Annotated in this window: 15 protein-coding genes and 3 tRNA genes; 13 read left to right on the top strand and 5 right to left on the bottom strand. The window is 40.8% G+C overall.

Going from position 1 to position 12,985, the window contains the following annotated elements; all coding sequences use genetic code 11:
• Window positions 1–184: 184 nt before the first annotated feature.
• On the top strand, window positions 185–1,039 hold the full coding sequence (locus Q0I54_RS06045; protein ID WP_296117272.1) for a response regulator: 855 nt from the start codon (window positions 185–187) through the stop codon (window positions 1,037–1,039).
• A 129-nt stretch (window positions 1,040–1,168) separates the two neighbouring features.
• Here the strand turns inward: Q0I54_RS06045 and Q0I54_RS06040 are convergent, their stop codons facing one another.
• On the bottom strand, window positions 1,169–3,199 hold the full coding sequence (locus Q0I54_RS06040) for a sensor histidine kinase (RefSeq protein WP_296117271.1): 2,031 nt from the start codon (window positions 3,197–3,199) through the stop codon (window positions 1,169–1,171).
• Window positions 3,200–3,446: 247 nt separating this feature from the next.
• Here Q0I54_RS06040 and Q0I54_RS06035 point away from each other — a divergent pair, with 247 nt between their 5' ends.
• Window positions 3,447–4,796, top strand: coding sequence for a nitrate/nitrite transporter (locus tag Q0I54_RS06035; RefSeq protein ID WP_296117270.1), 1,350 nt, complete (start codon window positions 3,447–3,449; stop codon window positions 4,794–4,796).
• A gap of 158 nt (window positions 4,797–4,954) precedes the next feature.
• Entirely contained in the window at window positions 4,955–6,412 is a 1,458-nt protein-coding gene (locus tag Q0I54_RS06030; RefSeq protein WP_296117269.1) for an ABC transporter substrate-binding protein, read from the top strand.
• Window positions 6,413–6,713: 301 nt separating this feature from the next.
• On the opposite strand, the gene Q0I54_RS06025 is transcribed toward Q0I54_RS06030, so the two are convergent.
• Both Q0I54_RS06025 and Q0I54_RS06020 read right to left on the bottom strand, forming a co-directional pair.
• Window positions 6,714–6,798, bottom strand: a tRNA-Leu gene (locus tag Q0I54_RS06025).
• Window positions 6,799–7,000: 202 nt separating this feature from the next.
• Window positions 7,001–7,990: an alpha/beta hydrolase gene (locus Q0I54_RS06020; RefSeq protein WP_296117268.1), complete on the bottom strand. Its 990-nt coding sequence runs from the start codon at window positions 7,988–7,990 to the stop codon at window positions 7,001–7,003.
• A gap of 379 nt (window positions 7,991–8,369) precedes the next feature.
• Between Q0I54_RS06020 and Q0I54_RS06015 the strand changes: the two genes are divergently transcribed.
• The 7 genes from Q0I54_RS06015 to Q0I54_RS05985 are packed head-to-tail and all read left to right on the top strand — an operon-like array spanning window position 8,370 to window position 11,554.
• Window positions 8,370–8,912 carry an immunity protein YezG family protein gene (locus Q0I54_RS06015; protein ID WP_296117267.1) on the top strand — a complete coding sequence of 181 codons (543 nt, stop codon included), beginning with the start codon at window positions 8,370–8,372 and terminating at the stop codon, window positions 8,910–8,912.
• Window positions 8,913–8,936: 24 nt separating this feature from the next.
• Entirely contained in the window at window positions 8,937–9,239 is a 303-nt protein-coding gene (locus Q0I54_RS06010) for a hypothetical protein (RefSeq protein WP_296117266.1), read from the top strand.
• Between the two features lie 29 nt (window positions 9,240–9,268).
• Window positions 9,269–9,655: a hypothetical protein gene (locus Q0I54_RS06005; RefSeq protein WP_296117264.1), complete on the top strand. Its 387-nt coding sequence runs from the start codon at window positions 9,269–9,271 to the stop codon at window positions 9,653–9,655.
• A gap of 49 nt (window positions 9,656–9,704) precedes the next feature.
• Complete coding sequence (locus Q0I54_RS06000; protein WP_296117263.1) at window positions 9,705–10,064, top strand: hypothetical protein; 360 nt, start codon at window positions 9,705–9,707, stop codon at window positions 10,062–10,064.
• Window position 10,065: 1 nt separating this feature from the next.
• Window positions 10,066–10,614, top strand: a complete 549-nt coding sequence (locus Q0I54_RS05995) for a DUF6707 family protein (RefSeq protein ID WP_296117261.1) — start codon at window positions 10,066–10,068, stop codon at window positions 10,612–10,614.
• Window positions 10,615–10,629: 15 nt separating this feature from the next.
• Window positions 10,630–11,115 carry an SMI1/KNR4 family protein gene (locus Q0I54_RS05990; RefSeq protein WP_296117260.1) on the top strand — a complete coding sequence of 162 codons (486 nt, stop codon included), beginning with the start codon at window positions 10,630–10,632 and terminating at the stop codon, window positions 11,113–11,115.
• Between the two features lie 31 nt (window positions 11,116–11,146).
• Complete coding sequence (locus Q0I54_RS05985) at window positions 11,147–11,554, top strand: hypothetical protein (protein WP_296117258.1); 408 nt, start codon at window positions 11,147–11,149, stop codon at window positions 11,552–11,554.
• Window positions 11,555–11,612: 58 nt separating this feature from the next.
• Here the strand turns inward: Q0I54_RS05985 and Q0I54_RS05980 are convergent, their stop codons facing one another.
• Window positions 11,613–11,960, bottom strand: coding sequence for an AraC family transcriptional regulator (locus tag Q0I54_RS05980; protein ID WP_296117307.1), 348 nt, complete (start codon window positions 11,958–11,960; stop codon window positions 11,613–11,615).
• Between Q0I54_RS05980 and Q0I54_RS05975 the strand changes: the two genes are divergently transcribed.
• Both Q0I54_RS05975 and Q0I54_RS05970 read left to right on the top strand, forming a co-directional pair.
• A complete protein-coding gene (locus tag Q0I54_RS05975; protein WP_296117311.1) occupies window positions 11,877–12,236 on the top strand; it encodes a hypothetical protein in 360 nt (119 codons plus the stop codon). The two genes, Q0I54_RS05980 and Q0I54_RS05975, sit on opposite strands and share 84 nt — an antisense overlap.
• The gene (locus tag Q0I54_RS05970) at window positions 12,178–12,624 is read left to right on the top strand and encodes a glycoside hydrolase family 3 N-terminal domain-containing protein (protein ID WP_296117256.1); all 447 of its coding nucleotides are present in this window, start codon (window positions 12,178–12,180) and stop codon (window positions 12,622–12,624) included. The genes Q0I54_RS05975 and Q0I54_RS05970 overlap by 59 nt, the downstream gene beginning before the upstream one ends.
• Before the next feature lie 4 nt (window positions 12,625–12,628).
• Here the strand turns inward: Q0I54_RS05970 and Q0I54_RS05965 are convergent.
• Window positions 12,629–12,713: transfer RNA gene (locus Q0I54_RS05965), tRNA-Leu, on the bottom strand.
• Window positions 12,714–12,899: 186 nt separating this feature from the next.
• Between Q0I54_RS05965 and Q0I54_RS05960 the strand changes: the two genes are divergently transcribed.
• Window positions 12,900–12,984, top strand: a tRNA-Leu gene (locus Q0I54_RS05960).
• The last annotated feature ends 1 nt before the right edge of the window (window position 12,985 follow it).

The raw sequence follows: 12,985 nt of genomic DNA, 5'->3' as shown, positions 1-12,985 counted from the left end.
GGTGGAGAATGGGGGATGTTTATGTCAGTGGAAGTTAAAAACTCCCACTGACAGTTTGCAAAGCGACTGCATTCATGAGCAAGTAGCGGGAGCGGATTACGAATGTCTGCTTTACATAAATGTATTTTGCCGGATTATAGACGGAGAGAACTGGTTATAAGATATTATACGAGGATGTGATGGTATGTATTCAATGGTGATACTGGATGATGAAAAAATCGTATTACAGGGAATTCAGAAGCTTTGTCAGAAGGAAGATTTTGGATTTGTCATCAAGGGAGCTTTTGTGGACTCTCTGAAAGCGTTGGATGCATTGCCGGATCTGCGCCCGCATCTGATCATTACCGATGTGCGGATGCCTCAGATGGATGGTCTGGAATTTGCAAGACGGGCCAAGGAAATCCTTCCGGAAAGTGAAATTGTAATTTTGTCCGGATACCGTGATTTTTCTTATGCGCAGACTGCCATGCAGATTGGAGTCAGTGACTATCTGCTAAAACCGATTAAAAAGACTGATTTTGGAGACATGCTGCACCGAATGTATGAACGTCTGGAGGCAAAACTCGGACAGGCAGCCTATTATCAGGTGCTGGACGGATATGCCAGGGGGCTTGTGGGAGAAGAGGAAGTGAAACATGCCGTCTCTTCTGTGCCGTCTGCCAATGTGGCACAGCGTCCTGGTGTACTGGCGAAAGAAGGCGAGCAGTCCCCTACGAAGATCGTGCGGGATGCCCTGTACTACATCCGCAGACATTACAATGAGAATATTTCCCTGACGGATGTGGCAGCACATATCAATGTGAATAAAAGTTATCTGTGTGATGTGTTCAAGAAAGAGCAGAAAGTGACGATTCTTCAGTATATGACAAATCTGCGTATTGAGAAAGCAAAAGAACTGCTGTTACATACAGATATGAAGATGTATGAGATTTCCGTAGAAGTCGGTTACAACGACTACACTTATTTTTCACAGATCTTCAAGCGGAATACAGGAGAAACCCTTTCGGAGTTCCGCAAAAAGGCAGGAAGTAAGAAATAAACGGAGCATAAACCGAGAAGATTATATACATGAAAAGCACCCACAGGAGTGGAAACTCAGAAAATGAGCAATGCTCCGTGTGAGTGCTTCTTTTATTTCAAATGCGTAAGTGCGAGACAGCACATGTTCTTACCTGCCATCTGCCCTGTTTTCCTCTGCCTTTTCTGATGGATCATGTTCAAGAACCGGAAGCGTCAGATCACACCAGGTACGGTTATTTCGTATCTCGTAGGAAAGACCATAGGAAATTCCACAGAGAATTTGTATGCGGCGCTGTATATTTTGCACGCCGTAGCTTTTCTGGTCAAAATCCAGCAGTTCCTGTCTGGAAGCATCAAAATCCAGAAGCGTTTTCATCTGTTCCAGAGAGATGCGGGTGCCGTCATTCCCAATCCGGATATGCAGTGTATGTTCCCGGATAAAAATCTCAAGATCAATGGCGAATGGATCATCCGGGGAAATCATACCGTGTTTGATGGCATTTTCCACCAGTGGCTGCAGGGTAAAACGGGGAATGTAGAGTTCTGCGACTGTATCCGGAATCGTGATCGATACGCTCAGACAGTCTTCGTAGCGGAACTGCTGTAATACCAGGTAACTCCGTACATATTCCATTTCCTGTGCCACCTGGATGTAGGAACTGTGGCTTTTGGTCAGGCTGAGCCGGAACATATCTGACAGAGCGGTGACCATTTCGCTGATTTCATCTTCGTCATTAGTAATGGCCAGCCAGTTGATAGAGTCCAGAGTATTGTATAGAAAATGTGGATTGATCTGGCTTTGCAGCAGGGCAAGCTCTGCATCTTTTTTCTCCAGATTTTTTACAAAATTTTCCCGGATCAGAGTATCCATTCGGTTGACCATTTGCTGGTAGGAACGATAGATCTGAATGATTTCGTCCGGTTGTCCTTCAAAAGAGAGTTCTTCCGGAACCGCTGATTGCGTATTAGGAGCGGATACAGAAGAATAATCCGGAGCATTCGCAGCCGCCGTATCTGTGGTGTCAGGTGCCAAACCAGTATCATCAGCTTTATCCAAAACAGGGATCCGTCCGGGAAAGACCATTGGTTTCATATCGCTGCGGTAGTGATCCATGGTATGCGCCAGACGGATGATGGGATCTGACAGAGAGGAGGCTGTCCGAAGGGACAGGAAAAACAGAATCGCTACCATGGCTGCGCCCAGTAAGATTGCCTGCAGGACAAAAATTGTCAGCGGTTCCGCAACTTCCCGGAATGGAGTGGCGGTATATAGATACCATCCGTTTTCTGTAACCGGTCGGATGTTCAGGACAAAACGTTTGCCATGAGAGGTCAGAATTAAGCCCTTTTCCTGTGGAGAAAAATCTTCTAATAAATAAGAATAATCAGCAGAAGAATTATTTTGCAGGATGGCGCTTCCATTCCTGTTTACCAGCCAGATATTTGTCGTGTGACCGAAGTCAAATTCTCCCATTAGGTCTTGTAAAAAAGTATCATCCAGATACAGCATAAGGTAGCCAAGCAGGGTCGTGTAGTCCGACATACTGTATACGGGACGTGCCATCATAATATGTTGTTGACTGCCCGGAGTGGTATGAGAGAAAGCTGATTCCGATACTGCCAAATCTGCAGAATCCGAGTCGGAAGTATAGGCAGATAAAGGTGTGTAATCCGGATCCACATACCACAGATATGGCTTATGGCTGTTTTGTAACTGTGCGAGCCATGTGGAATGAAAAATTGTATCATAGTCGGAAATATTGGTAAATGCTTTTTCTGTGGAGTACAACGTCTGGCTGTTACCGGTCAGGATCACGCAGTTGATATAATCACGGTTGGCGATAAAACCGTTAATGTGGTAAGCAACGTCCGTATTTTGCGGAAACTGTTCACCGGCGGTACTGCTGGCAAGAATCTGCTGGATTTCGCTGTTGAAGATCATATCCTGGGACAAGGTCTGTGTATTATCAACAATATGTGCTATGTCACTGCGGACTTTTTCCGTAGCGGCTGCCTGGGAATTGATGACGGTCTGGCGGTAGCTCAGAGTCAGCATAACAATGGAAATGGTACAGACGATGGCAGTGACCGGAGCGGCGATCCGGAAAATGGACAGCAGCAGCCTGTGCCGGAAACTCTGATTATCTCGTTTATGAATGTTTGGTGATTTTTTTTTCATAAATTTACCTCAAGTGATACAAAGTCATATTTTTTAAAAATAATAGATACTTACATCATAGTATTTTAACAGAAAAATGTAATAAGACAAAGAAAATCTATATTTCCCAAATATAGTCAATAAAAAACGAAATTTTCTTCATATTTTCAAACGGCGTTTCCGATACAATAAAGGAGGTTTGAAGAGCACGAAGGAGTTAGGGTTTTCGTGCAGAAAAAGTATTTATTATTGGGAGGAAAATTGAAACATGAAGAAAAAAGACAATCAAAATTCAATGGTTGCGTTTGGCGTACATGGTTGGTTCCACATCATTTACATGATGCTGATGTTCTGGTTTTATGTAGGAATGATCAACGATGGAAGTAACAATATTGCAGGAAAAATTGCAGAACATATGCTGGGAAGTGCGAAGATGGCAGGAACGATCTCCACTTGTAATTCCATAGCCGGAATCATAGGTGTGGCACTGTTTATCGTAATCGGTATCTTAAACCGCAGGATCGGTTCCAGATATATGTCCGGTATTAACTGCATCATCGCCGGTATCACATACATCGGTGTGCTGAATGCTCCGAACCCGGTTGTTTACACCATTATGATGGCAGTTACCTGCGGAACCATCATGTCAGCAGGTTATCTGTGTGGCGGTGTTCTGGTTGCAAACTGGTTTCCTAAGAAAAAAGGAATCGTTATGGGATATACAACGATGGGACACAATCTTGCAACAGCAATCTATGTACCCCTGATTCTGTTCCTGGTTGGAAAATTCGGAGTAACCCGTGCATGTTACCCGATTTCTATCGGATGTATCATCCTTGGTATTGTAGGAATTTTATTTGTCCGTGATACTCCGTTTGAGCGTGGCTATTATCCGGACCATGTATCCAAAGAAGTATATGATGAATTTTATGATACTTCTGATGAGACAGACAGCGATAAAGATGGCGGCTGGACGGTTGGAAAATTGTTAAAATGTGATCAGGTATGGATTGTTGCACTGGTAACCGGTGTATTCCAGATCTGCTCTGTAGGAACCATGTCACAGATGATCAACCGTACTACAAACGGATTTGGATTCTCTATTACCGTAGCTGCAAGTATTATGTCTGCATGTGCCATCGTAGGTGTTGTCGGATCTTTTCTGATCGGTGTGCTGGATCAGAAACTTGGAACAAAGAAAGCAATGATCGTATTTGGATGTTGGTATGCATGTGCATTATTATTCAACTTCACAGATACGATGGCAGGCTTCTGGATCTCTATCGTTATGATCGGTATCGGTATCGGCGGAAGTGCAAACTTCACCACTTCTCTTCCGGCATCTGTATTCGGAAGAAAAGGATTTGATAAAGTAAACTCTGTATTGTTCCCAATCCAGGGTATCATTACAGCACTGACCTTTGCCATCAACGGCGCAGTTATGAATATGACAGGTGGAAACATCCGTTACGCATATGCCATTGATGCATGTCTGGCTCTGATCAATGTGATTGTGATCATCGCATTTGTAAAAGATCACAAATACAATGCAGACTGGATTGCAGAACAGGAAGCGAAAGGCAGCGAAGAGGCAGAGACTCTTGCAAAAACAATCTGATGTTATCTATAAAAAGTTAAGCAAACAAGTGAAACAGGACCCCAGGCAATGTATGTTGTCTGGGGTTCTTTTGCCATTGAAACTTCGAATGCGAATCGGAACTTGACGAAGCAGGGGTTTCATGTGAAAATAAAGCACAGGAAGATACAATCACCAGTATGAGATATCATCTGTCGAGTGGAACATGGCGGGATTTGTCAGATGGTATTGTGAGCGCGGATAAAGTAAAGAAGAAAAAAGGAAACAGGATGAAAAAATACAGAGTAAAAAAGAAAAATGAGATTATGGGAAGTCTGCTTACAGCGTTGCTGCTGGTAATTTTGCTTGGAACAGTTCTGCTGTACAGCGGATGCAAAACTGCAGTGCAGCCAAAAACGTCAGAAGCTACGAATGTTCAGACAGATTCCGGGGAAAAGGTATCCCTGTCGGTCTGGGCTTTTTTTGATGAAAATACACCGGGAACCTATTATGTAGATCTGTGGGAAGAACTGGCAGAGGAATATGGTTATGACATTGAATTGAAGACGTATTCTACAGAACAGATCAAAGACAAGCTGAAGATTGCGCTGGTATGTGATGAACTGCCGGATGTTTTTGCCGTCTGGGGCGGAAATTATCCCAATTTTCTGTTTGATGCGAATGCCTGTCTGCCGGTGGAAAAGTATCTGGAAGCATCGGAGACAAAGTTTGCAGATAATTATGTGCTGCCTTATCAAGATGGACACAATTATATCATCCCGTGTCTGGTGGAGGCATATGCCGTTACCTACTGCAACCAGAATCTCATGAAGGAGATGGGACTTACGGTGCCACATACATGGGAAGAACTGGTGGCACTGGTGCAGCAGGTAAATATTTATAATGAAGCACATGGGACAGAATATGCAGCTATAGAGCTGGGGGACAAGGATAGTTGGCTGGGAGAATTGCTCTATACGGTGATCGTAAACCGTATTGATCCTTATGCACAGGAAAAACTGGCTTCCGGGGAAATAGATTTTTCAGCTCCGGTGTTTACACAGGCAGCGGAAAAAATAATACAGCTAAAAGAGATGAATGCCTTTCCTGAAAAATTTCTGGAAATCGGAGAAGTAGAAGCAGTGCAGAATTTTGCAGATGGGAAAGCGGTGCTTTTTCCACATCAGTCTACCATCGTTTATCATTTGCTGGATGAGATGGGGGCAGATGCTCTCAGTATGGAACAGTTTCCAAGCTGCAATGCGGCCTATGATGATTCTTATACACAATATATGGTAGATATTAATCATACCCTGACCCCGGGGCTTTGTATCAGTTCGGATACAAACTATCCGGATGAGGCGGCACAGCTCTGTCTGGAATTTGCAAAACGGGTAAATGAGCGCAATGTGACACAGTATGATTATGTGGATTTTGTAAAAGACAGCGGTCTTCAGGCACCGTCAGAGGAAGCACTGGCTATACGGCAGTTTCATGAGCAGTTGGATCAGGCAGTTCACTACACACCTTTGTGGTATGCTGTGTTGGAGAAGGAGGATGGTGATAACTGGCGTAATCTGACCAGAAAACTGCTGGGCGGAGCAGTGAACCAGGAAGAATTTGTGCAGGATGCGGCACCGTATCTGAATGCAGAATAAGCATTCCATAACTTCAGGTGTGTAGAGCACTAAGTGGTGGTAAGTGGATGCTTATGTCAGTGGGAGTTAAAAGCTCCCACTGACAGGTCGCAAAGGGTGTTCAAACAGTTTAAAAACAAAAAAAGCGCGGAAGCCTTGATTTATAAGGCTTCCGCACCAAAACAAGTAATGCGGAAGATGGGGCGCACGAGATCCGGTGGATCTCGGATTTGCGCCGACCGGAGCGAAGCGGAGACATGAACCTTGGGTTCGTGTCTCCGTCCGCAAAAAAAGACCCCAACCAAAGGTTGAGGTCTTTTGATGCGGAAGATGGGACTTGAACCCACACGATTGCAATAATCACAAGATCCTTAGTCTTGCTCGTCTGCCAGTTCCGACACTTCCGCATTTGTCATTATGTAATTGTTTCAAACGACGTGATTATAATAACAAAATAAGTATAAGATGTCAAGCTATATTTTTGAAAATAATCTAATAAAATATACCACTAATCATACGGAATACTGCTGAATCTGAAACGAGGCAATTTTGTAATCCGAATTAGGTAAGTAAGCGTGAACCCCCAGGTGATTTACCTGCCGATGTAGTTCACTCTAAGAAAGTAAAGACATCATCCCAGTATTCCTCGCCCAGAAGATACATTGCTTCTCCGTGACCTGCGCCCGGAGCGGTGATTTTTTCTTTGTTATCACCAGGTTTTGCCTGATATAAAATATCCATCATTTCATATGGAATGAAATCGTCTGCGGTACCATGAATGAACAGCATCGGTTTTTCACATTTTTTTACCTGATTTAGAGCAGATGCTTCTTTGAAAGAGTAACCGGCTTTTGTTATGGCAAACAGGTTGGCAGTGTACATTAGCGGAAATTCCGGCATACCAAAACGAAGTTTCAATTCACTGGAAAAAATATCCCACACGCTGGTATAACCGCAGTCTTCTATAAAAGCAACTACCTGATCCGGGGTATCTTCACCAGCTGTCATCATGGTTGTGGCTGCACCCATGGAAATACCGTGAATAACGATTCTGGCATCGGAATCCTGAGCGATGATCCAGTCAATCCAGGAAAGGATATCCTTTCGGTCGAGCCAGCCCATGCCTAGGTAATTACCATTGGTATCACCACAGGCACGCAGATCCGGAGTCAATACCTGATAATTGTGAGTATAGTAGTGCTGCGCCAGACTGGTTGCACTCAAGTGGTCACCGCGGTAACCATGCAGGGCGATGACCCAGTCGTGAGAATCATCATTTGGGTAATAGACACCGCTGCAGCGAATACCATCTGCAGATGAGATTTCAACTGTTTGCCCCGGATGTTCAGCAAGAAAAGTTTCATTTAATTCCTGTTGTACAATTTTGCCTTCTGCAATGGTACGTTCTGTATCATCGGCTGCTTCTGGGATTTCCAGGGCAACAGTTCTGTTTCCACCGTCGCCGGAACGACCAATGGAGTAATTTACAAGGTAATTTCCGGCAAAGAGAGAAATCAGAACAAACAGTGTAGCTAGAATTGCTATGATGAAAAGTATAACTTTTTTGATGCTGATTTTTTTCTTTTTTGTTATTTTCATGTATATAAAAACCTTTCTTCAATATTTGTTTGGTTATCAAACTATTATAATATACATGATTGATGAAATATATTCAAGAAAAAATATAATATGCAATGTAACAGGGAACAAAAAATACGTTCTTGGGACGTATACCATTTTTCAGAAAGGCGGATTATAGCTCGGGGAAGTGTCAGGCACTCTAAAGTGGGTTATCGGGTAAATTGTGTGCAGAAACATGTAAAATACAGATGGAAAATGGCAGGCAGTATGGTAAAATGAAGTCAATGATATAGGGCAGGTAAGGTGTTTTTGAAATTGTAAAAATGCCATAGCTTTTATAGAATCTATGCAAAAAAATAGATCAGAAAGACAGAACAGCAGAGGAGGCAAGATAGGTATGGGATTGTTTGATAAAATTAAGAAAGAGAAAATTCAATCAGAAAATGAAAAATCCGTGGAATCACAAGTAAATGATCAGTTTGAACGAATACTAAGCAATTTATACAGCGAATTAGCAAATGTTATTATATCTTCCATTCCAGAGGACTGGGAGGAATTTCATTATCTTGGCGAGGTAGAGGAAGAAAAGAGGAGCTGGTCGTCTGTCTTTTTTGTAAAAAGCACCGGTTCGGATGAATATATCAAATGTTTTGATCTGAAATCTTTTGGGGATCAATGTAGTAATGAAATGGATGCGGTATTGTTTAAAATATATGACTGCTTTATTCAAAATCATCAAAAACCATGGGAGCAGTTATGTCTTTCTGTAAAAAACACAGGAGATTTTAAAATTAATTTTAAATATGATGTGCTGGCAAAAGCTGAATATGGACAGGTAGAACGTGAAGTCATCTGGGCATATGAAACATTTGGCGGAAAACCTCAGAACAGTCCATTTTTGACAAGTATTTTAGAACAATATTTGAAAAAGAAGAAATAAATAATAAAATTTGGAGGTATGGTTATGAACGAAACAATTAAAAATGCAATGGAAGAATTGGAAGATTGGTTATCTGATCCAAGTGAACTGGGAAAGAAACCGGCGAAGATAGAATATACAAATGCATTTACAGATGAGGACGGTATAAACTGTTTGATTTTCAAGTATAAAAAGAATGTATTGGGAAAATGGTTATTGGGGATTGTAAGCGAATCCGGAACTTTCACCGAAATGAGAGAATATAATCAGAAAACGGAAATTGATGATGCCAAAAGAATATTGAAAATGTTAAAGAACTATTGGAGAGAAATGGCGAAAAATCAGTAAACCAAATTCTTTTTTGAGAGGGAGTTTTTATGGAGTTAAATATTAATTCTCCGGCATATTTTACAGATCATTATGGTATAGATGATGAAGTATATAAATACTGTCAGCAGTTACATGATTTTTTTAAAACCAGGGAATACAGTGAAAGTATGAATATTATCGGAATTACACCTGTTATTGCACCAAAAGAAATATACGATCAGGGAATGTGGAAAGAGAAAGTCCAGGTAGTGGGATTAGGATCTTGTGCGATGATCGATATTAGAATGGATTTTGACAATTATTATAATGCTGACAGTAATGGAAAAATAGAATTGATTCAGCAAATGATAATCAGAGCTGTGAGAAAAATTAAATCGAAAGGAAAATTTGATTGGGAAAATTTCAGAGATGATTTATTGAGTTATCAAGGTTAATTATAATGCGGTTAATATTAAATCAAGTAATTGTAAAGGAGATATCATCATGGGATTATTCGATAAGTTAAAAGGGAAAAAAGGAATAGTAGATTGGAGCAATGCATATATCGCAACACCGAACTTCTATGGAAAACCAGATGGTACACCGTTTGGTGCGATTGCACTGACAGAGGGGACGGAAACGGTTTTACTTAAATCTCCGTGGGAAAAATATCTGGTAGACGGTAAGGTTGTATCTGAATGGAAATTAGTGCTTGTCAGTACCACAAAAGATACGGTTATCGGAGATGCAGATTATTTTATGGCATTAAAGAATATTGAAAAATATGCGCTTGATTCAAAGGAAGATAGTATTTTAGTAAAAGGTCTTTCGTTAAGTGAATTGGAAAGTTTGGCGGGATTATAAAATGAATGAGCTTATTCAGGAAATAATGTCAAACATAAATAAGAAAGGCATCCAAAAGGACTGTAAAAAGATATTGAAGAAATGCAGCATGAAGTCTGCAAAAGATACAGGTTTTATTACGGAATTAGCGGTTTGGTTATATATTTATGGATACACTCAGGAAGCAATCTCTGTTTGTGATTTATTTGCAAATGAAAAATTTGATGGCAATTATACTCTTTGGAGCAACATAGATCATGCCTACTGTTTAAAAGCACGAATACTCAGGGAAATGGGGAAGGTGAAGGAAAGCCAGGAGATTATTAAGTTTGTCAATAAATATAGACACCCAGAGTTATACATAAATGGTGTAGAATGGTTTACAAAAACAATAGATGTGAATATTCAAAGTAATCTTGATGCAAACAGTAAAGCAAGGGCAAGAAGTTGGAGATTATTAAAACTGGAAGAGGCAATAGCGCATAGAGAAGCCGGAAAATATCCGATATCATCGGATATTTTGGATAAAACCATTGATGAGTTAAAAGAAATATTATCTGCTGAGAAATAAAGGGACGGGATGGATATGAGACTGCTGGATAAATTTAAAAAGAAGAACGAAACGCACAAAGAAAGTTATTCAGAAGAACAAAAAAAATTAAAATTTATAATCCAACAAAATCAGGCTATATTTGGAAATGCTTTTTTAGGAAAAAGAGCAACAGATGCCGAAATAACACAGGCAGAACAGAAGTTAGTTTTAAAAATTCCAGATCCTTTTATATGGTTTTTAAAAGAATATGGCTGTGGTGGATATTGGTTCGACATAATGGGGTATTGTAAGAACGGGAAATCAGAATTTGTAGAAATAACATTGGAACAAAGAAAAAATGGTTTGCCAGAGAAGTATATCATTATAGAAGATTGTGATGAATTTTATTATTGTATTGATAGTGTGAGTGGAAAAATTTCATCATGGAGTCAATATGATAAAGATGGTGTATTGGAGCGTTTTGAGAATTTCTATGAATTTTTTAAAGATAATTTACAAAATGCAATAGATAATTTTTAGAAAAGCGGATTTTTAGAGGAGAATTGGATTTATGACAAAAGAGCAGATAATTACTGGTTTGAAAAATGCAGCAAAACCATACGAAGAATATTATATTGAGGATGATCTGATAGATGCTATTAATCAATATTCAGAGCCTTTTGAATTAGTGGAGTCGATTTTAGAGATCATAGCTACAAATCCATTGGTTGATTTTGGAATGCCAGGTGATCTGGTTCATTTTGTGGAGCAATTTTATAAACATGGGTATGAAGAATTACTGATTTCTTCGGTAAGAAAAAATCCAACTTCACATAATATCTGGATGGCGCACCGCTGTTATAATGATACGGAAAATCCAAGGCGTGAAATGTTTGCTGAACTTATGCGCGATTTGAAAAATGACAGTTCTGTTTCGGCGGAGATCAAAAACAGCATTGATGAATTTGATTGGGAATAAAAAATAATACCGTGGTGGCAATGCCTCTCTGGAAACAGAGAGGTATTTTTCTGCCCTGTTACCAGCTAACCTGCCGATGCTTCTTGCGATACTGTCCGGGAGTCACCCCGGTGTATTTTTTGAAAATAGAAATAAAATAACTCTGAGATGAAAAATTAAGATAGGTACTGATCTCTCCGAGGCTGTAGTCAGAATGAGTCAGCAGATTCTGTGCTTTTTCCTGTGCATAAGGTGTATGCAGCAGTTCATTTTCTGCATTTTCCAGTAATTCATGGGTAAGTGAAAAATTGATATCGGATTTCGAAACAGTAGGAGAGGGGTGATGATCATGAATGTTGATAAAATATGCGGGCAGTTGACGATAGAGGAAAAGATCCGGCTTTTGGGCGGCGTTGGTGACTGGCATACCTATGACTGTAATGGAAAGATCCCTTCTGTTATGATGACGGACGGCCCGCATGGAATCCGGAAACTGGAGCAGGAGAAGGTCGGAGATATTGAGACCAGCAAACCGGCAACCTGTTTCCCGCCGGCGAGTGCCATTGCCTGCAGTTGGAATCCGGAGCTGGTGAAAAAGATGGGGGAAGGCAATTGCAAAGGAAGCAAAAAAAGAACAGATTTCCATGGTATTAGGATGTGGGATCAATATCAAGCGTTCCCCGTTATGCGGAAGGAATTTTGAATATTTCAGCGAAGATCCGTATCTGACCGGAAAGCTGGCAACGGGATATATCGATGGTGTACAGAGTCTTGGGATTGGCACGAGTTTAAAACATTATGCGGTTAATTCACAGGAAATCACAGTATCAGAAAAACGTGTATTTCGAATTTTGCAGCATCGAAGCTTTTGTCAGATGAGGAAATCAGAATATTTGCAGGGCATAAAGATATTTCTACGACACAGCAGAGTTACATTTTTGCAACGGAACCGCTGCAAGATAGGGTATCTGCTTACGAAACAGCAATCAGTGGCAAAATGCCAGATGTCAACGTGTTCAAGGGTGTTCAAACAGTTTAAAAACAAAAAAAGCACGGAAGCCTTGATTTATAAGGCTTTCGCACCAAAATAAGTAATGCGGAAGATGGGACTTGAACCCACACGACTGCAATAGTCACAAGATCCTTAGTCTTGCTCGTCTGCCAGTTCCGACACTTCCGCATGTGTCGTATTTATTTGTTTCCGACAAGAAAGAATGATACCAAAAGACGGGTATAATGTCAACAGTTTTGTGAAAAAAATATAAAAAACATACATTTCAAAAAACACGAAAAAAGTGTTGACATTTAAATGGCGTTGTTGTATTATATGCTTTGTCAGCTGCGGGGCAGCAAAGCAATTTGATATGCAGGAATGGCGGAATTGGCAGACGCGCACGGTTCAGGTCCGTGTGACTATTGCAGTCATGAGGGTTCAAGTCCCTTTTCCTGCAT

The organism is uncultured Eubacterium sp. (genome assembly GCF_934295145.1).
Taxonomy (GTDB): Bacteria; Bacillota; Clostridia; order Lachnospirales; family Lachnospiraceae; genus Eubacterium_I.
The sequence above is the reverse complement of the archived record's forward strand: the minus strand, read 5'-3'. Positions and strand labels throughout refer to the sequence as shown.